Raw genomic sequence first — 19,771 nt, forward strand, 5'->3', positions numbered from 1 at the left:
GGATGCCTAATCTCAATCAAAGTAAGATTTTACTTCAACTTGATAATGTCAGCCGCTGGTTTATCAGCGGTGAAGAACGTGTTCAGGTGCTGAAAAATATTAATCTCACCATTCACCGCGGCGAAATGGTGGCGATTGTCGGCGCATCAGGTTCCGGTAAATCAACACTGATGAATATTCTCGGCTGTCTGGATAAACCCAGTTCGGGTGAGTATCTGGTGGCTGGGCGCATCCCTCAGCATTTAGATAGCAATGAATTAGCAGAATTGCGCCGCGAGCATTTTGGCTTTATTTTTCAGCGCTACCATTTACTGAATGACTTAAGCGCCCGAGAAAATGTCGAGATTCCAGCTATTTATGCCGGAGTTAATCGTGAAGAACGTCGCCAGCGGGCTGCCAGCCTGCTCTCGCGTCTGGGGTTGGTTGACCGCCTGGATTATCGCCCAAGCCAACTTTCCGGTGGGCAACAACAACGCGTCAGCATTGCCAGAGCACTGATGAATGGTGGAGAAGTTATTCTGGCCGATGAACCCACTGGCGCACTGGATACCCACAGCGGCACAGAAGTATTGAATATCCTGAAGGACTTACATCAGCAAGGCCATACCGTGGTGATTGTCACCCATGATATGTCGATTGCGGAACATGCACAGCGGATTATCGAACTCAGGGACGGCGAGGTGATTGCGGACAGACCAATGCCGCAACCGGAGTTACCCGCGAAAATAACTACGATAGAAACGCCCGACATTACCCATAAACCACCGCTGACCTCATGGAAAGCACAGCGTGACCGCCTACAAGAGGCGTTCAAAATGGCCCTACTGGCAATGTCAGCGCAGCGCTTGCGCACCTTGTTGACCATGCTGGGGATTATTATCGGTATTGCTTCTGTGGTCTCGGTGGTGGCCTTGGGTAAAGGATCACAACAGCAGGTTCTGGCAAATATCAATTCGATGGGCACCAGTACATTAGAGATCTTCCCCGGCAAAGATTTCGGTGATATGCGCTCGGCGGCGATCCACACACTGCGGGCTACTGACGCAGATGCTTTAGCACAGCAAAGTTATATTCACAGCGTGACACCAACTGTGTCTACCAGCACCACCCTGCGTTATGGCAATAAGTCCGTCAGTGGCACGGTAAATGGGGTCGGCGAGCAATATTTTTTGGTTCGCGGCTATACCATCGCTCAAGGCATGGCATTTAACCGCACCAGCGTAGATAACTTGATGCAAGAAGCCGTTATTGATGAAAACACCCGCGATAAGCTGTTTCCTAATGGGGAAAATCCGTTAGGCAAAGTTATCTTGCTCGGCTCCCTGCCCTGCCGAGTCATCGGTGTCGCGGCTAAGAAGCAGAGCGGCTTCGGCAGTGACGAAAATCTCAACGTATGGATCCCCTACACCACGGCGATGAAACGTATGTTGGGGCAATCCTATCTGAAAAGCATCACGGTGCGAGTGAATGATGATATTGATCTGGCGAACGCCGAACAGGGAGTCACCAAACTACTGACACAACGTCATGGAACGCAGGATTTTTTCGTTATGAACACCGACAGCATCCGCCAAACCATTGAGAAAACTACCTCAACCATGACATTACTCGTCTCGATGATAGCGGTTATTTCATTAGTTGTCGGTGGGATTGGAGTGATGAATATTATGTTAGTGTCAGTCACCGAGCGCACCAAAGAGATAGGGGTGAGAATGGCAGTTGGCGCGCGAGCCAGCGATATTATGCAGCAATTTTTGATTGAAGCAGTGCTGGTCTGCTTACTGGGGGGCGGCCTCGGCGTGGTGTTATCACTCACTATCGGCCTGCTGTTCAGCCAATTTAGCAGCAGTTTTTCGATGGTTTACTCCGCGACATCAATTATCACCGCGTTTATCTGCTCCAGTTTAATTGGCGTGGTTTTTGGTTTTTTCCCCGCCAAACGAGCGGCACAGATGGACCCTATCAGAGCATTGGAGCGAGAGTAGGGGTTATATTTTGCGCAATTGGCCAGGGGTGTGTTGGTGCACACCCTTTACGCAAAAACGCCAGTCGATAAATAGCGATCGCCACGATCGCAAATAATCGCCACAATCACCGCGCCTGGATTTTCTGCCGCCACACGCAATGCTCCTGCTACCGCACCACCTGAGCTAACACCACAGAAGATCCCCTCTTCTGTTGCCAGTCGGCGCATGGTCTGTTCGGCTGAAATTTGTGTAATATCCAACACCTGATCCACCAGTTCGGGGCGGAAAATCCCCGGCATATAGGCCGCAGGCCAGCGGCGAATTCCAGGAATACTACTGCCCTCGGCGGGTTGCAGGCCAATAATCGTAACATCCGGATTTTGGCTTTTCAGATACTCGCTAACACCGGTAATGGTGCCAGTAGTGCCCATGCTGGAGACAAAATGGCTCACTTTACCCGCGGTTTGCTGCCAGATTTCCGGCCCGGTACCGGTAAAATGGGCATACGGATTATCAGTATTATTAAACTGATCCAGCACCTTACCCTGCCCTGCGGCTTGCATTGCCAGAGCGGTATCCCGCGCCCCTTCCATGCCCTGCTCACGGCTGACCAAAATCAGCTCGGCCCCATAGGCGCGCATAGCGGCCTGACGTTCCTGGCTCATGTTTTCCGGCATCAGTAATTTCAGCTGATACCCCTTCATGGCGGCAATCATCGCCAGCGCAATGCCAGTATTACCGCTGGTTGCCTCGATAAGCACATCTCCTGGGGAAATCTCTCCACGCAACTCTGCCCGTTGGATCATCGCCAGTGCGGCACGGTCTTTCACCGAACCGGCAGGGTTATTGCCTTCCAATTTGACCCAAATTTCCGCCTTTAGCCCTTTACTTAAACGCTGTAGTTTGACCAAAGGGGTGTTGCCGATGCAGTGTTCGAGGGTTGTCACTTTAAATACCTTTATTTACTAATAAGAAAAAAGGTGGCTTTCAGGCCACCTTTCAGACTGCTGAAAAGTCAAATGAAGGGGAATCGTGCCGTTGGGGTCGTAACGGCGTGAGCCGTCGGAGTGCCCCTAGGCGCGGTAAACCCTTCACTCACTGTGTTATCAGCAGCTTTGTCATTAATCAAAGGTGGTTATTGCGTCACCTTTGTTCGCCATATACAGAAAAACTTATCAGGCGCTCTGGGCTAAAGCAATGGGTTGCAGTAATTGATCGCCAGAATATAGGCGAGCATTCAATCCACCAACATAATAACGAGTGCCGCGTACCGGAGTGTCAATGTTACCTTCCGGCAAGACCACACTAATAGGATCCTGATGCCAACCAATAGGTTGCACCGTCAATTGCCAGAAATGACCGCGAGGACTAACTTCAAGCACCTGAACCGGCAGCGGGCAGCGCGAGCTTGATTGAGTGCTGACTTCCATCTCCCAAGGGCGCAGGAAGAGATCCACACTGCCCTGGTGCATCGGAGCCAAATCCAGCGGCCAATGATGGGCACCAATAAACAACTGTGAACCACGAATTTCGCCACTTAGACGGTTAACTTCACCGAGGAACTCCAATACAAAACGGGTTGCCGGGTCGCGCCACACTTCATCTGGTGTCCCGACCTGCTCAATATTCCCCTGACTCATTACTACCACGCGATCAGCCACTTCCATGGCTTCTTCCTGATCGTGCGTCACAAAAACGCTGGTGAATTTCAATTCTTCGTGTAACTGACGTAACCAACGGCGCAGCTCTTTGCGCACTTGCGCGTCCAGTGCACCAAAGGGTTCATCCAATAATAGAATTTGCGGCTCTACCGCCAGTGCACGCGCCAAAGCAACACGTTGCTTCTGCCCGCCGGAAAGCTGTGATGGATAGCGGCTAGACAGATGACCTAATTGCACCATTTCCAGCAACTGCGCAACTTTCTGCTTGATAGCCGCCGCATTTGGCCGCTCACGGCGCGGCAATACCGTTAAACCGAAAGCGATGTTATCGAATACCGTCATATGGCGGAACAGCGCGTAATGCTGGAACACAAACCCAACACGCCGGTCACGGGCATGTAAACGGCTAACATCGGTGCCGTGGAAACTTAAACGCCCGGCGTTTTGGTTCTCCAACCCGGCAATAATACGCAGTAAGGTGGTTTTTCCCGAACCAGAAGGGCCAAGCAAAGCCACCATTTGGCCGGAAGGAATATCAAGTGTGATGTCATTCAGTACCTTGGTACGGCCAAAATACTTGCTGATATTATCAATCTCAATGCTCATGCTTTTGCTCCTGTTCGAGACGAACAACCTGACGCGCTAAGCGCCATTGCAGGCCGCTTTTCAGAAAAAGGGTCACTATTGCCATCAGGGTCAACAGCGCGGCGGCGGTAAATGCCCCGGCGGTGTTGTAATCCTGATGCAACAACTCAACTTGCAGCGGCAAGGTGTAGGTCTCGCCACGAATAGAACCGGATACCACTGAAACCGCACCGAACTCGCCAATGGCGCGGGCGTTGGTCAACACCACGCCATACAGCAATGCCCAGCGGATATTGGGAAGTGTCACGCGGCGAAACATCTGCCAGCCTGATGCGCCTAACAGCACCGCAGCCTCATCTTCCTGACTGCCCTGACTCATCATCACCGGCACCAATTCACGTACCACAAATGGGCAGGTGACAAAAATGGTTACCAGCACCATACCCGGCCAGGAGAACATCAATTGGATATCATGAGAATCCAGCCAGCCGCCCACCACACCGTTTGAGCCGTAGAACAGCAGATACATCAGGCCGGCAACCACCGGTGACACGGCAAACGGAATATCAATTAACGTCATCAATAACTGGCGGCCAGGGAAGGCAAACCGCGTCACCAGCCAGGCCAATACCACACCAAACACCAAATTGACCGGCACGGTAATCAGCGCCACCAACACGGTGAGCCAAATCGCGTGCAGCATATCCGGGTCGAATAAGTTCTGCCCTACCACCTCAATCCCTTTCGAGAATGCAGTAATAAAGATCCACACCATCGGGATCACCAGCAACAAAACCGAGAACAGTGCGCCGATGGCGATCAGTGTCCATTTGCCCCAATTGATCGGCGGGCGGGCCACACCATTAAACTCTGAAATATCAGCCATCAGTGCCCACCTATCCGCCGACCAAAGCGACTTTGTAACGTGTTAATACCGAACAACAACACCAGTGAAACCGCCAAAATAACCGAGGCAATGGCGCTGGCCGCCGGGTAATCAAATTCTTGCAAGCGGATGAAAATCATCAGCGAAGTGACTTCAGTCTTCCAGGCAATATTGCCAGCAATAAAGATAACCGCGCCGAATTCGCCCAAACTGCGAGTAAAGGATAATGCAGTCCCTGCCAACAATGCCGGTGCCAGTTCTGGCATCACCACCAGGCGGAAACTCTGCCAACGGCTGGCACCCAAGGTCTCCGCCGCTTCTTCATATTCCGGCCCTAACTCTTCCAATACTGGTTGCACGGTGCGTACCACAAACGGCAAGCTGGTAAAGGCCATCGCGACCGCGATCCCTAACCAGGTAAAGGAGACTTTGATACCGAAAACGTCGTTTAACCAGGCTCCGTACCAACCGGTGGTGGAGAACAAGGTTGCCAGTGTCAACCCCGCCACCGCAGTGGGTAAGGCGAAGGGTAAATCCATCAAACCATCCAGCAAACTGCGGCCGGGGAATTGATAGCGCGTCAGGATCCAGGCCATCAACATGCCAAATACCGCATTGAATACACTGGCAACGCCAGCGGCCAGTAAAGTGACTTTATAAGCGGCAACCACCTGAGGATTGGTTATCACCTCCCAGTATTGTGCCCAGCTCATCTGGGCAACTTGCATCACTAACGCACTGAGCGGCAATAACAAGATCAGGCAGGTGTAAAGCAGGCTGCTCCCAAGACTGAGGGTGAATCCGGGCAGAACCCGTTTACTGGATGCCGACAACATTACTGATGACCTTCTGCTAACAATTTATCCAGTACACCGCCAGTGGCGAAGTGGGTGCTCATAACTTGTGGCCAGCTACCAAATTGCTCTTCAACCCGGAATAATTTGGTGTCAGGGAATTGGGATTTAGCCGCCTCCATTGCCGCTTTATCATAAACACGGTAGTTAAAGCTGGTGATCACCTGCTGTGCCGCTGGGCTGTAGAGGTAATTGAGATAAGCCTTGGCGGCTTTTTCAGTGCCATTTTTCTCAACATTCTTATCTACCCAGGCCACAGGGAATTCCGCCAGAATATCGACCGGCGGGACAATCACTTCATATTTGTCGCTGCCATACTCTTTGCGGATATTGTTCACTTCAGATTCGAAACTGATCAGCACATCACCCAAGCCACGCTCAACAAAAGTGGTGGTGGCACCACGTCCGCCAGTGTCAAAAACCACCACGTTTTTCAGGAAGCGCTTCATCCAATCACGGGTTTTGGCCTCGTCTTTGCCATTAGCTTGCTCGGTGGCTCCCCAAGCGGCCAGATAGGTATAACGGCCATTACCAGAGGTTTTTGGATTCGGAAATACCAGCTTGACGTCTTCACGTACCAAATCATCCCAGCTATGGATATTCTTGGGGTTGTCCTTCCGCACCAGGAAAGCCATGGTGGAGTAGAATGGCGAGCTGTTGTTGGGTAAACGCGCTTGCCAATCAGCCGGAATAAGATTGCCGCGGTCATGCAAGATTTGCACATCGGTGACTTGGTTATAGGTCACTACATCCGCTTTCAGCCCTTGCAAAATAGCCAAGGCCTGTTTGGAAGAACCAGCATGAGATTGTTTGATAGTGAGCTTGTCACCGGGATTTTGCTGTTCCCACTGTTTCTCAAAACCCGGATTTAATGCGGTGAATAACTCGCGGGAAACATCATAAGAGCTATTGAGCAACTCGGTCGCAGAAGCCGTTGCACTGCCGAAGATTAACGCGCTAAATAAGGCAACACGGGTCCATCCATTTTTCTTTATTGAAATCTGTTTCATTTTGCACCTTATTCACTGGGTTCATTCGGCAACAAACCTATTCATAAAACCTATTCATAAAGAATGTTGCGCCGCTAAATTATGTTCAGTGTATTTATAACTAGGTGCATACCTATAACGCTTTTATATACCGTTTAGTGATGTGCAAGTATCAAATGCTCTAAGCCAGTCACCGCGCAGGTCGCCAGCCGCCTATTTCACTTATATCTGCTCAATAAAAAGCCCGGCTAAACTGCACCGGGCGATAAAAATGCGTTCTTAGGTAGAAATATTATTTCTGCGCCACCACACTGGCACGAACTGGGCCGATAGCACCACTGAATGGTTTGCCGTCAATGGCATCCACCATGCGCAAACCGGATGGCCGCACCCAGCGCTGTACACGGGATGGCATATCAAAACCAATAAGTAGAATAACCACAAATGTCAGGCTGAACGAAAGTGAACCCAACGCCGTGCCGAGGCTGAGATGTTGAGCAATTGAAGCCCCTAAAATCGGTGCCAATGCGCCACCTAATGCGCCGACGTTATAGGTAAAGCCCAACCCCGCAGCGCGTTGTTCAGTATCAAAATAACCGCCCAACAGTTTTGGCAACAACCCGGCAATCCCCTGGCCCAACATTTGTTGCAAGAACAATAACCCGCCGAGGAACAGGATGCTGCTGCCCTGAATAGCGAACAGTGGGATTATCAGTAACTGTGAAATCAGCAAACTGGTGACATAGGCTTTACGCGTGCCGAGCCAATCACCCAAAAAGCCCCCAACACAGCAGCCCACTGCGGCACCAAACCCACTGAAGAACAACACGTTGCCCACGGTGTGCGGGTCATAGCCCAAATCCATTTTCAGATATGTGGGCAATAATGCCTGAATCGGCCATGAGTAGAGGAAAGCACAGAACACCACTACCATCAGCATCACACCGGTTGGCCAGCGCTCACCGCTGGTTTGCACCATAAAGTAGATAAATACTGCGGCGCAAAGGATACCGAGGAGTACCACTACAGGGGTAGATACCATGCCGGTGAAGCAAGCATAGAGCGCGGCGGCGGCAAAGATGGTCAGTGCAATATTCAGGTAGCTCAAGTTGCTGCGATACAGAATATCCACCATGTTGCGGTCTTTAGTCTGCTTAGATTGCTGATGTTTACTTTGTGCTTTTTCCCAATCTTCAGCTTCTGGCAGGTTTTTACGTAACCACAAAGCAAAGATAATCGGTAACAAACCAATGTAGAAAAGCATACGCCAGCCAAATGCCGGAACCACATAACTGTACGCCTGAGCGGCTAATACTGCGCCGATAGAGAAACCAGAAATAAGGAAACCACTGGCTTTGTTACGCATATTCTTAGGCCAGCTCTCCATCACGTAGGTTGAACTGGAGCCATACTCCCCCGCCATCCCGATACCGATAATCAGTCGGGCGATAAACAACGTGGTGTAACCCGGCGCTAAACCACAAGCCAGCGTACCGAAAGAGAACAGCACAATACTGGTGATCATCGCCAATTTACGGCCATAGCGGTCACCCATCGCACCCAGTACCAAACCACCGAACCACCGTGAAATAAACGCGGCTGAAATCAGACTGGTAGCCTGAATCAGTGTCAGACCAAATTCCTGTTTAATATCAGTCAGAACCAGAGTAATAAGAACAAAATCAAAGCCGTCCAGGGCATAACCGATCCAGGCGGCAATAAATGCCTTCCATTGCGCAGGGGTAAGCTGCTTATACCAGCGCAATGGTTTGTCTCCACGAGATTGTACTGAAGTGCTCATAGCGTCGCTCTCTCTCCACCACCAGCCAAGTTCACTGGCAGAAACTGTTTTCCTCGCGGCAGGTAAACCATAGCAACTGATTGTTTAGCTTCACTTAATCTGTCACTACCAGACGGTTTTCGCCACATTTATATTTATGTGGTTTAACTCCAAACAAAATCACACAAAGGAGTAAAACTCCATTTGAGTGTATAAGATCAGCCCACTATTTCAATCACAATGTGTCTAAAACGTGACAAAGATGGCGAAATGCTGAGGTGAGAGAGATAAGCAACAGGATGCGGGGTATTTACCACCGCGGGCGGAAGATCTCCGCAGCAGTGGTTAACTGTGGTAGCAGAAATGGATTACCGGTCATCCATTTTGGCTGACGGCTTGGGTTGTTTTACGTTTAATGCTTTCTGCCTGAGCCGGATCAGCTTTGACCAGCAAGGCATAAATCAGATCCAGCACGAATAATTGGGCGATTTTGGTGCCAATGGAGTCCCCCTGCAACTGCCCCTGGCGGTTGCCGTTAATCAGCACGTAATCCGCCAGTTCAGTAATGGTGGAGCCCATATTGTGCGTCAGTGCCACGGTAGTCGCACCGGCCTGTTTCGCCAGTTTTAGTGCATGCACCGTTTCAGCTGAGGTTCCCGAATGGCTAATACCAATTGCTACATCACCGGGGCGCATCAAAGAAGCCTGCATATACATAAAATGGTTATTTGTAGCCGCATCGACCCGCAATCCGATACGCATCAATTTACCTTTGGCATCTTCCGCAGTGATACCTGATGAACCGACACCAAAAATGCAGATACGATCAGCCGGGCGCAGCAGCTTAACCACCTGCTCGACACTCTCGATAGACAACAGATTCAGGGTTTCAGACAACACATTATTAATCGCCGATTGCAATTTATTGCCAATCGCCAACGTATCATCCCCCTCTTGCACATCAGCATCTAACAGACTGTTTTCATTGTTATGGCGGGTTGCCACTTCAATGGCCAAATCCATTTTGAAATCCTGAAACCCTTTGTAACCCAGCGTGCGACAAAAACGGATAATGGTGGCTTCACCGGCTTGTGTCAGCGCGGAAAGGTCGGCAATAGAAAGCTGAGTCACTTTAGCGGGTTCTGCCAGAATATAGGCAGCAATACGCTGCGCTGAGCGGGTCAGGCTATTTTGCATTGCACCCAAGGCATCAAGAATTTTACCTGGCTTAAAACGGGGGGCACCAGTTTTCACGCGGACACCTCAAGGGAAAGAGAATTGACGGACAGGAGACGGTTCTGCGGCGCATCATGACATAATTGGCCCATTTCGTGAAGAAAAATGGCGGTATTGTGCGGGATGAGATCAATAAAAAAACCCCGGGGGACCGGGGAAGATGTCAAAGGTAACGTGCATTCTTATTATATATAAATCATAGAGATAACTTCTTCATAATAAAGAATGGTGAACTTTCACCACCGCTTTTTTGATCGTGCCGGAACCGGCGATTTGGCAACCCGGCTTATGCGGTTCACCCGGTAAAAACACCGCAAACATCCCCGGTAACATGCGTAATTGGCTTTTATCTGGAATCTCGGCAATAAGCTGATAGTCATCGTCAGCATGATAAGGCTCAAGATGTTCGGTGGGGGTCAATACTGAGTATTCAATACCTTCAACGCCGCTTATTAGTAGCTGAACATCAGCATAAGTTTGGTGCATTTCAGCTTTTTTGCTTTCAGCCAGTTGAGTGTCAAACTCCATCACATTCATGAAAATAAGCTCGCCATCTATTTCATGACGCCCGCAACTCAATTGAGCCAACGGCGTCTTAGCCAAATAAGCTAAAACCCATTGCAGACGTTCTGGTAACCCGCTGAAAAAAGCTGTTTGTGTTAATGATCCGCTGATCATATTGACCTCAATATTCAATCATAAAATATATACTCAAAGTCATTGGTGTCGCAGCAAGGCAGCAAACGAACGACAAATTGGTTGTAAACCATTTTTAACAGCGCTTGCGCTGGCCCGTAGGGTGAGCCTCTAATGAGGCTCATAATCCCGATGAGCTTACTCAAGTAAGTGATTCGGGTGAGCGAGAGCGGCTAACACCGCTGAGACTTCAATGACAAAGAGTATCTTTGGCCCATAATGCTGCACCTAACAACCCACTATCCTGCCGGTGATAAGCCGCTTGTACCGGCACACGATAGATTTGCGGCATGGTTTTTTGTGCGCCGATGACCCGCTCTAAATACCCAGGTGCCAACCCGACACTGCCCCCCAGAATGACCACTTCCAGATCCAGCGCCATTTTCATGTCTGCCAGCATCTGGGCAATGGCGGTCGCGGAGCGGTTAATAATGTTTTCCGCAGGAAGATTGCCAAGTTGTGCCAACTCAAACACTTTGGCAGCGGCGACCGGTTGCTTCCAACCCAAGGTTTCCGCGCCGATTGCTGTACCGGAAGCCACACTCTCGACACACCCCTTGCGGCCGCAACCGCACAACAAGCCATGAGGATCAGCCAGCGTATGACCTATGTGCCCTGCCAGTCCGTGATTACCGACCAGCAGTTTTTTATTCAACACAATGCCGCCGCCCACTCCCGTGGAAACCGTCACAAACATCATATTGTTTACCGGAATAGCATTGTTTATCGAAATTGTATTGTCACTCTTATGGCTTAATGCCTGATATTCAGCCCAGGCTGCCGCCTGCCCATCATTAAGCAGCACACAAGGTAAATCAGCGATCGATTGGATGCATTCTTCTAACGGAAAATCGGCTAAGCCGCCCAAATTGGCGGGATTAAGCGCGGTCAGACGGCCATCACTGATAATACCGGTTGAAGCAACAGCAATAAAATCAACCAGATGTCGATAAGGTGTAATCAACGTTTCCAGCGCCAGCGCCAGTTGTGCTGCGCCACCACGTGGTGTTGCCACCTGCTGACGGCCAACCAACATACCGCTTTCAGCCACCACCGCCGCCGCAATTTTTGTTCCACCGATATCCAGTGCCAACACTTTTCCCATCTGGCGCAACCCTCTTGTACCTGTAATGATGTTGATAGAATGACTATGACAATTTTTTGGTCATAACTCCATTGTTATTTTAATGTTGGAGTTACACTCCACAATAAACACTTTTGGACTCGATTTATGAAAGGTGACCATTGCACCCTACAGATAAAAGATCTACCATAACGGAGTAAAACTTCATTTAAAATATTTTATCGGAGCTAAAGACCGTGAGCAATCTGAACATAAGCAAAACAAATCGTCTCCGCCACCAGCTCCAGCATGGCCTTATCGCCTCGTGCCAACCCGTACCCGGCAGTGCTATGGATACGCCAGAAATTGTCGCAGCAATGGCATTGGCATCACTGGCAGGTGGCGCGGTAGGTCTGCGTGTTGAGGGCATTAGCAATATTGAAGCGGTGCGTCGGGTTACTGATGCGCCAATCATTGGCATTATTAAACGCGATCTGCCCGATTCTGAAGTCAGAATCACACCGTGGCTGGAAGATGTCGATGCATTAAGCGCCGCTGGAGCCGACATTATCGCTTTTGACGTCACCTGCCGCCCCCGCCCGGTTTCAGTGGAAGATTTATTCCAGCGGGTGCGGGCAACGGGCTGTCTGGCGATGGCGGATGCCTCTAATATAGAAGATGGCCTGTTAGCATACCGCTTAGGTATCGACTTTATCGGCACCACATTGTCGGGCTATACCCAAACTCCCGTCCCCACTGAACCGGACTTAGAACTGGTAAAACAGTTATCCCAAGCGGGCTGTTGCGTGATTGCTGAAGGCCGCTACAACTCGCCAGCATTGGCGGCAGCAGCAATATCTGCCGGTGCTTATGCCGTAACCGTCGGCTCTGCCATCACGCGTATTGAACATATTTGCGGTTGGTTCTGTGAAGCGATTCAACAATATGCACCACAAGAACACGAAGCAGCAAAACTAACGAGTCACTGATGGCGCAAGATGTCGCTGGTACTCAAAACTATTTTGGCTAACCATGCCCCCACTCTCTCTGATTTATTAAGGATGCGTATGAAAAAGTTAACCGGCCTGATCGCAGCTCCGCACACTCCCTTTGATGAGCAGGGTGAAGTCAATTATCCCGTCATCGACCAAATTGCCGAGCATCTGGTGAATGATGGTGTGAAAGGGGTCTATGTGTGTGGCACCACGGGTGAAGGTATTCATTGCTCGGTAGAAGAGCGCAAAAAAATTGCCGAGCGCTGGGTAAAAGCGGCGCAGGGTAAACTGAGCATTACCTTACACACTGGCGCACTGAGTATTAAAGATGCTGTCGACCTTTCACGTCATGCCGAAACACTGGATATTTTCGCGACCTCAGCTATTGGCCCTTGCTTCTTTAAACCGGGTAATCTTGATGATTTAATTGCTTATTGTCAGGCTATCGCCGCCGCCGCACCATCAAAAGGTTTCTATTACTATCATTCCGGAATGTCTGGTGTGAATTTGGATATGGAACAATTCCTCATCAAAGCCGAATCAAAAATCCCAAATCTGTCCGGGATTAAATTCAATAATGCGGATTTGTATGAATTCCAACGTTGCCTGCGCGTCAGCGGCGGTAAATTTGATATTCCATTCGGGGTAGATGAACATTTACCAGGTGGCCTGGCTGTCGGTGCTATCGGCGCAGTGGGTAGCACTTATAACTATGCCGCACCGCTATTCCATAAAATCATTGCTGATTTTAATGCCGGTAATCAAGTTGCCGTTCAGCGCGGTATGGATCAGGTGATTGCGCTTATTCGCGTTTTAGTTGAATTTGGTGGCGTTGCTGCCGGTAAAGCTGCAATGCAATTACACGGCATTGATGCCGGTAACCCGCGCTTACCATTACGCGCGCTGACCAAAGAACAGAAACAGACCGTGGTCAACAGAATGCGTGATGCCATCGCGATTTAATTACGATATATAACTCATCACACAAAGATAAAGGCCGGGAAACCGGCCTTTCGTCATTCAGAAGAACAGGAATTATAAAGACAATAATTTAGTCAGCGATGGTGCAAAGTAATAACTGCCGGTTACTGGCTTACTAAAACCTAATAACAGATCGTGCTTACCGTCTATTGAACCAAACATGCTCAGTAGCTGTTGTTCGATATTGTGCAGCCGCGCGCAATAGGCAATAAAATACAAACCATGTTTGCCACTGGCAGTGCCGTAAGGCAAACTTTGACGTAAGATTTTCAGCCCTTTGCCATTCTCTTTAAGATCAACCCGGCTGACATGAGAGGTATCTGGGCGCTGATCTGAAGGTAACTCCTCACTGCCATGTTTGGTACGCCCCACAATTTGCTCTTGTTTGTGTTCAGGAATACGTTGCCATTTTTTCAGGTCATGCTCATAGCGCTGAACCAATACATAGCTACCACCTGCATCTTCTTCGCCATCAGCAATAACCGCCACTTCCGGCCTATTTTCGCCTTGTGGGTTTTCAGTGCCATCAATAAAGCCTGTAAAATCACGCTCTTCAACCCAACGGAAGCCATGAGTTTCCTCTTCAACCGTTATAGCATCACCAAAAGCAGCCACGGCGGCTTGCGCTAACGTGAAGTTGATATCCTGGCGTAATGACTGAATGTGAATCAATAAATCACGTTGAGTGGCGGGGGCAATTATTGGTGCTTTGCCCAACTCGGTAAAAGGCTTTAGCTCTTTCGCGCCCTGACCATTGGACAGGTCATGCCAAATATCGGAACCGAAAGCGATAACTGCGCCTAAATGCTCGTTCGGGAATTGCTGTTGTAACTCTTGCAATGCCTGACAAAATTTCTTGCACCCTTGACGAATGGCATCAAATTCGCCCTGCACTTTTGCTTCCATAAAGATGGCAAAACGGCAATGCTCCAGCAAAATGCCACTCTGAACTTGAGTCATGTTATTTCCTCACTAACAGCCAATATTGATTATGTCGAATATCATAGCTGAAGCGATTAAAATAACCTTGCGTCAACGCAAAATAAAACTGAGCAGAGCCTGAGAGCTTTGAGTGAGGAGGAATTATTAAGGCGCCAGATATAAACCGCGCCTTAACAATAAAAAGAGAATAATATTTATTCGCTTTTAGCGCGCCATATAATCTTGCTGACTTTCCAGCTTTGCAAAGCATCGTCAGATGGCATTAAGCCTTCAGGGCCATGCCAGTCACCATCAAATAAATAGCTAACATGTTGGCTGTCTGGTGCGGCGCATTCTATTTGCGCATGATCATCACCGGTACCTTGGCGGCAGACACCAAAAGCTTTTTTATACAATTGGCTAAATGGCGTGCCGATACTGACACCCCATTGGCTCGGAATATCTTTATCCATGACATCAATGCGCTCTACCGTGCCTTTTGGTTGGCCGGAGATAACCAACTTAATTTGGTCTTCTTTCATTGCCTGATAGAAAGACACTAACTTGCCATCATTGGTTGCCATACCGCTGCGCAGCCGATAATCACCTTTCAGCCCTTCTTTAATTTCATTTTCGCTCAACGCCGTACCGGCCGTGATACCACCGACACCGCTATCGGTAACTTGTATACTGCTGCTACCGCCAAACCAATTAAGCGGAGACAAACTTGACCAAGAAAAACCGGACGTGGCTGAACAGCCGGCCAGCAACAAAGGGGCTCCCAGTAATAACCAGCGCATCCCAAACAATCGTGGGCGAATATTCATCTAAAGCTCCTAAAAAAACCACTGCATCCCATCAGTTCTCCTGCAAAAAAGACCCTGCACGGAAGCAAAAGCATGACAGTTGAAAATGATAACCAGAGATTGGAGTCCGGCCCGCTGAAAAAGTGCCATCACACTACCGGCTTTCATCATTCTTTCCCATAATCGATATCATCAAACGAATCCATCCACCGAAGAAAATGCCGCTAATTCGCTTGATAAAATAGACTTTATCCCCATTTATACTCATCAGATAACTATTTTTGGATATGGGTTAATCTCTGATTAGGCAAATTCTAACGTCATTTTGGTCTAGTATTGGGTAACGAGGCTAACAAGGCCTCTGGTTTCAAATGCAATAATTCATTCATTGAAGGAGCAATAAAATGAAGAAACTGACCTTAGCTGCAACCTTGGTTATGTTGTGCAGCACACCATTCCTGGCGCAAAGCGCATCAACCGCAGCGCAAGGTGGTTTTGACGGCCCGGCAACAACGCAGACTCAGCCAGCCGCTCAAGGCGGGTTCTCCGGGCCAAATGCCAGCAATACCACGGTAGATAAAGTGAAAACCATGCGTGATGATGCCCATGTTACCTTGCAAGGGAATATTACCGAGCGTCTCGGCCATGATACTTATACTTTCCGCGATAGCACCGGCACCATTACTGTCGATATCGACAACAAACGCTGGAAAGGCCAAACCATTACGCCACAAGATAAAGTCCAAATCGAAGGGAAAGTGGATAAAGACTGGAACTCTGTGGAAGTTGATGTGAAAAATATCACTAAGATTAAATAAGCCATCTGAAAGTAAGTGGAGTCGCAACCAACCTACCTGCGACTCCACATAATAACATCACTCACTAATATCATTAGATATCTGAACTATTTCAGTCACTACGACTATTGAATAAAAAGTGCGGATGTAATTAAATTCAATAAAATAACCCTCAATACTCCTGATCCACAATCAGCCGTTTGCCCAGCATAATGGTGTCTTGGGTTTCGTAATCCAGCTTTTCATACATACCGATTACCGCGTCATTGTCTTCGCGCACCATGATATTCAGCTTTGGGCAGCCACGGGCAATTAATTTCTTTTCCAGCCGGCTGATCAGCGCATTGGCAAAGCCACGTCCCCGGAAATCAGGATGAACGCCCAGATAATAAGCCGAGCCTCGGTGACCGTCATAACCGCCCATCACCGAGCCGACGATCGCGCCACTGACTTCCGCCACCAGAAATAATTCGGGATCATGATTTAGTTTACGTTCAATATCCATTTCCGGATCATTCCAGGGTCGCAGCAAGTCACAATGCTCCCACAGCAGAATCACTTCTTCAAAATCACTTTGCTGAAATACACGGATTTCCATGGATATTCGCACCCTTGAGTCAAATGGATATGCTGATCATTACGCAATATTATATCACGCCATAATAAAGTGATATTTCCCATAGTGATAGTACGTAATGATAGGAGAACGGGATAAATCTGGTCGGATTCCAACTCACTCAGCACAGCTCCGTATCGAGAGTACAACAATGGCGGCAAATCGCGGTATACTTGGCCCCTTATAATTTCCCGGCGACCAGAACCCTTCAGATGAATTTACCCGATATAGACCAAATCAAAACCTACCTGCTGGATTTGCAGGATAAAATCTGTACCGCGCTGGCTGACGCTGATGGCAGTGCTAAATTCACAGAAGAGAATTGGGTGCGTGAAGAAGGTGGCGGTGGTCGCAGTCGGGTATTGGTCAAAGGGGCAGTTTTCGAGCAAGCCGGGGTGAATTTTTCACATGTATCCGGCGCAACACTGCCAGCATCAGCCACCGCACATCGTCCTGAACTGGCGGGGCGCAGTTTTCAGGCGCTCGGCGTGTCACTGGTGATTCATCCGAACAGCCCTTACCTGCCCACCAGCCATGCCAATGTGCGTTTTTTTATTGCTGAAAAACCTGACGAAGATCCAGTGTGGTGGTTCGGTGGCGGCTTTGATTTAACGCCATTCTATGGCTTTGAAGAAGATGCCATTCACTGGCATCAAACCGCTTATAATCTGTGTCAACCCTTTGGCGAGCAACTCTATCAGCGTTATAAAAAATGGTGCGATGACTATTTTTATATTAAGCACCGCAATGAAGCCCGTGGTATTGGCGGCCTGTTTTTCGACGATTTAAACAGTCCCGACTTTGATACCTGTTTCAACTTTACTCAGGCAGTCGGCGATGGTTTCCTGGATGCTTATATGCCGATTGTCGCGCGACGCAAAACGCTGAGTTGGGGCGAGCGTGAGCGCGAATTTCAGCTTTATCGTCGGGGCCGGTATGTTGAATTTAATTTGGTCTGGGATCGTGGCACATTATTTGGTTTGCAAACCGGTGGTCGCACAGAATCTATTTTAATGTCCATGCCGCCACTGGTGCGCTGGGAATATAATTACCAACCGGCAGCAGACAGTGCTGAAGCGGCACTGTACCGAGATTTTCTGCCAGTAAAAGACTGGTTGGCAGTAGGAGAACACCACTGATGCAAATTTGGGTGGATGCGGACGCTTGTCCAAATGTCATTAAAGAAGTGTTATTTCGTGCCGCAGACAGAACCGGCATAATGGTCACGCTGGTAGCGAATCAGCCACTAAAAACCCCACCATCAAAGTTTATTCGCACATTACAGGTTGCTTCTGGCTTTGATGTTGCCGATAACGAAATAGTACAGCGCGTTGAAAAAAATGACCTGGTTATTACCGCCGATATTCCGTTGGCGGCCGAGGTGATTGAGAAAGGCGGAATTGCACTAAATCCTCGCGGTGAACGCTATACTCCAGACACTATCCGTGAGCGGTTGAATATGCGCGATTTTATGGACACCATGCGCGCCAGTGGTATTCAAACCGGTGGCCCTAATACTTTAAATCAACGCGATCGCCAGCAATTTGCTAACGAGCTGGATAAATGGTTACAGCAAGCCATTAAAGCGCGAGTATAAATATCGATAACTAAAAATTTAGGGTTACCCCAGCCCCTACAACCCAAAATTAATAATTTGGTTTTATCATGCTATATACTTTATATACACTTTCACTGTGGGCTGGCATATGAAAAGATTTGATTACAATCTGGTGAAATTGCTGCAATGCCTGATTGAGTTTCGTAGTGTTACCCGTACAGCAGAAGAGCTGGACGTCGCAATTTCGACGGTTAGCCACGGTCTTGCTCGCTTAAGGCGTGAATTCAATGACCGGATTGTCATTAATACCAAAGAAGGTTTGGTTCCGACCACACTCGCAATAACACTCAACAGCCATTTTTCATCTGCCGCAGACCTGATTGATAATGCTATTGCTGCCGGGAAAAATAGTGATTCGGCCCAAAGCTCGCTGACCATCAGCGCCAACCCATTAATTCAACATTGGCTGAGTTGCCAAATATACGAACTTTCACAATCTGGGGATATTAGCGAGAGTTTTACTATCAAATATGTTGATAATTATTATAGCAGCGAACAACGAGTGTCGCGGTTAAGAAACAGTGAAGTAGATATCGATATTGGCTCTATTTTGAATATTGACCGGTCATTAGTCAGTTATCATTTAGGATCATTTCCACTTGGAATTTTGTTAAGTAATTCCCATAGCCGAATTTCTGGTGACGTAAGCAAAGATGATTGGTTGCAGGAACAACGCTTAATTTGGAATCTCAATATGCAAGGGGCTTTATTTGCTCCGGGGCGTTCGTTTAAAGATATTCATGTCAATAATAATAACGCAAAGATTCAAACAACCAACTCGCTTAATGCGGTAACTTTAATCGCCAATACAGACTACTTAGCTATTTTCCCCTTTATGATGCAGCAATTTTTAGCGAAACAGTTCAATGTCCGCATGTCCCCACTTCCATTTTCAAATGATGGTTTACTATCATTTTATGCCTATATCCATAAAAAATCCGACTCAAATAACCTGATCAGAAAATGTCTCAACATCATAGAGAATCTCCGTTAACAGAAACTAACAACATACAGCCTGATTAAGTAATTTATTATAAAGTTGCCCTACCGACTTAACTTTTAGTTTGATATAAATGCTGTGTCGATGGCCACTCACAGTTTTCTCACTAATATCAAGCTTCTGTGAAATCTGCTTATTTTTGTCACCCGATAAAATCATGTTAAGTATGGTATATTCTCTTTGTGTTATTTTAAATTTTCTTAAATAGTAGATATAGAGAATATCATCAATGTTGATATCATTATTACTCCGCCCTTTAATAGCTGTGCTATCAGAAAGTATCAATTGTAATCCTTGGGTACTGTTATATAAATCAAAAG

The 19,771-nt window shown here is 48.2% G+C and carries 20 protein-coding genes; 7 read left to right on the forward strand and 13 right to left on the reverse strand.

All coding sequences use genetic code 11. From position 1 onward, the window contains the following. The first annotated feature begins 2 nt into the window (after window positions 1-2). On the forward strand, window positions 3-1,985 hold the full coding sequence (locus HU019_RS15365) for a MacB family efflux pump subunit (protein ID WP_174849664.1): 1,983 nt from the start codon (window positions 3-5) through the stop codon (window positions 1,983-1,985). Between the two features lie 47 nt (window positions 1,986-2,032). Here HU019_RS15365 and cysM read toward each other — a convergent pair whose 3' ends face one another. From cysM to HU019_RS15410, 9 genes are all read right to left on the reverse strand, one after another. After that, window positions 2,033-2,914 (reverse strand): cysteine synthase CysM, encoded by an 882-nt coding sequence (gene cysM, locus HU019_RS15370; RefSeq protein ID WP_174849665.1) that lies wholly within the window; start codon window positions 2,912-2,914, stop codon window positions 2,033-2,035. A gap of 228 nt (window positions 2,915-3,142) precedes the next feature. Continuing rightward, on the reverse strand, window positions 3,143-4,234 hold the full coding sequence (gene cysA, locus HU019_RS15375) for a sulfate/thiosulfate ABC transporter ATP-binding protein CysA (RefSeq protein ID WP_174849666.1): 1,092 nt from the start codon (window positions 4,232-4,234) through the stop codon (window positions 3,143-3,145). Next, window positions 4,224-5,099, reverse strand: a complete 876-nt coding sequence (cysW, locus tag HU019_RS15380) for a sulfate/thiosulfate ABC transporter permease CysW (protein ID WP_174849667.1) — start codon at window positions 5,097-5,099, stop codon at window positions 4,224-4,226. The genes cysA and cysW overlap by 11 nt, the downstream gene beginning before the upstream one ends. Next, window positions 5,099-5,935, reverse strand: coding sequence for a sulfate/thiosulfate ABC transporter permease CysT (cysT, locus tag HU019_RS15385; protein WP_005164877.1), 837 nt, complete (start codon window positions 5,933-5,935; stop codon window positions 5,099-5,101). Before cysT ends, cysW begins: the two co-directional genes overlap by 1 nt. Then, on the reverse strand, window positions 5,935-6,963 hold the full coding sequence (locus HU019_RS15390; protein ID WP_174849668.1) for a sulfate ABC transporter substrate-binding protein: 1,029 nt from the start codon (window positions 6,961-6,963) through the stop codon (window positions 5,935-5,937). Before HU019_RS15390 ends, cysT begins: the two co-directional genes overlap by 1 nt. 271 nt (window positions 6,964-7,234) lie before the next feature. After that, on the reverse strand, window positions 7,235-8,743 hold the full coding sequence (locus HU019_RS15395; protein WP_174849669.1) for an MFS transporter: 1,509 nt from the start codon (window positions 8,741-8,743) through the stop codon (window positions 7,235-7,237). Window positions 8,744-9,097: 354 nt separating this feature from the next. Then, window positions 9,098-9,919 (reverse strand): MurR/RpiR family transcriptional regulator, encoded by an 822-nt coding sequence (locus HU019_RS15400; RefSeq protein WP_050547150.1) that lies wholly within the window; start codon window positions 9,917-9,919, stop codon window positions 9,098-9,100. 252 nt (window positions 9,920-10,171) lie between these two features. After that, the gene (gene nanQ / locus HU019_RS15405; RefSeq protein WP_174849670.1) at window positions 10,172-10,636 is read right to left on the reverse strand and encodes an N-acetylneuraminate anomerase; all 465 of its coding nucleotides are present in this window, start codon (window positions 10,634-10,636) and stop codon (window positions 10,172-10,174) included. Between the two features lie 208 nt (window positions 10,637-10,844). Next, on the reverse strand, window positions 10,845-11,759 hold the full coding sequence (locus tag HU019_RS15410) for an N-acetylmannosamine kinase (protein WP_174849671.1): 915 nt from the start codon (window positions 11,757-11,759) through the stop codon (window positions 10,845-10,847). A 224-nt stretch (window positions 11,760-11,983) separates the two neighbouring features. Between HU019_RS15410 and HU019_RS15415 the strand changes: the two genes are divergently transcribed. Together HU019_RS15415 and HU019_RS15420 are read left to right on the forward strand one after the other, a co-directional pair. Continuing rightward, window positions 11,984-12,706: an N-acetylmannosamine-6-phosphate 2-epimerase gene (locus tag HU019_RS15415; RefSeq protein WP_407083958.1), complete on the forward strand. Its 723-nt coding sequence runs from the start codon at window positions 11,984-11,986 to the stop codon at window positions 12,704-12,706. Between the two features lie 78 nt (window positions 12,707-12,784). Further along, the gene (locus HU019_RS15420) at window positions 12,785-13,675 is read left to right on the forward strand and encodes a dihydrodipicolinate synthase family protein (protein WP_077294592.1); all 891 of its coding nucleotides are present in this window, start codon (window positions 12,785-12,787) and stop codon (window positions 13,673-13,675) included. 72 nt (window positions 13,676-13,747) lie between these two features. Here the strand turns inward: HU019_RS15420 and HU019_RS15425 are convergent, their stop codons facing one another. Beyond that, window positions 13,748-14,653 carry a Dyp-type peroxidase gene (locus tag HU019_RS15425; RefSeq protein WP_174849672.1) on the reverse strand — a complete coding sequence of 302 codons (906 nt, stop codon included), beginning with the start codon at window positions 14,651-14,653 and terminating at the stop codon, window positions 13,748-13,750. 176 nt (window positions 14,654-14,829) lie between these two features. Further along, the gene (locus HU019_RS15430) at window positions 14,830-15,441 is read right to left on the reverse strand and encodes an RpoE-regulated lipoprotein (protein WP_174849673.1); all 612 of its coding nucleotides are present in this window, start codon (window positions 15,439-15,441) and stop codon (window positions 14,830-14,832) included. Between the two features lie 383 nt (window positions 15,442-15,824). Here HU019_RS15430 and HU019_RS15435 point away from each other — a divergent pair, with 383 nt between their 5' ends. Further along, window positions 15,825-16,238, forward strand: coding sequence for a YgiW/YdeI family stress tolerance OB fold protein (locus tag HU019_RS15435; protein WP_174849674.1), 414 nt, complete (start codon window positions 15,825-15,827; stop codon window positions 16,236-16,238). 151 nt (window positions 16,239-16,389) lie between these two features. On the opposite strand, the gene HU019_RS15440 is transcribed toward HU019_RS15435, so the two are convergent. Next, window positions 16,390-16,815 carry a GNAT family acetyltransferase gene (locus HU019_RS15440; protein ID WP_005172297.1) on the reverse strand — a complete coding sequence of 142 codons (426 nt, stop codon included), beginning with the start codon at window positions 16,813-16,815 and terminating at the stop codon, window positions 16,390-16,392. 230 nt (window positions 16,816-17,045) lie between these two features. On the opposite strand from HU019_RS15440, the gene hemF reads away from it, so the two are divergent. From hemF to HU019_RS20330, 3 genes are all read left to right on the forward strand, one after another. After that, on the forward strand, window positions 17,046-17,972 hold the full coding sequence (hemF, locus tag HU019_RS15445) for an oxygen-dependent coproporphyrinogen oxidase (protein ID WP_174849675.1): 927 nt from the start codon (window positions 17,046-17,048) through the stop codon (window positions 17,970-17,972). Continuing rightward, entirely contained in the window at window positions 17,972-18,430 is a 459-nt protein-coding gene (locus HU019_RS15450) for a YaiI/YqxD family protein (RefSeq protein WP_174849676.1), read from the forward strand. Before hemF ends, HU019_RS15450 begins: the two co-directional genes overlap by 1 nt. Window positions 18,431-18,539: 109 nt before the next feature. After that, entirely contained in the window at window positions 18,540-19,445 is a 906-nt protein-coding gene (locus HU019_RS20330) for a LysR family transcriptional regulator (RefSeq protein WP_227739327.1), read from the forward strand. A 6-nt stretch (window positions 19,446-19,451) separates the two neighbouring features. Here the strand turns inward: HU019_RS20330 and HU019_RS15465 are convergent. Then, window positions 19,452-19,771 (reverse strand): helix-turn-helix domain-containing protein (locus HU019_RS15465; RefSeq protein WP_174850499.1); only part of this gene is annotated, 320 nt, incomplete at its 5' end.

The sequence above is a fragment of the Yersinia artesiana genome (assembly GCF_902726545.1).
Lineage (GTDB): Bacteria > Pseudomonadota > Gammaproteobacteria > Enterobacterales > Enterobacteriaceae > Yersinia > Yersinia artesiana.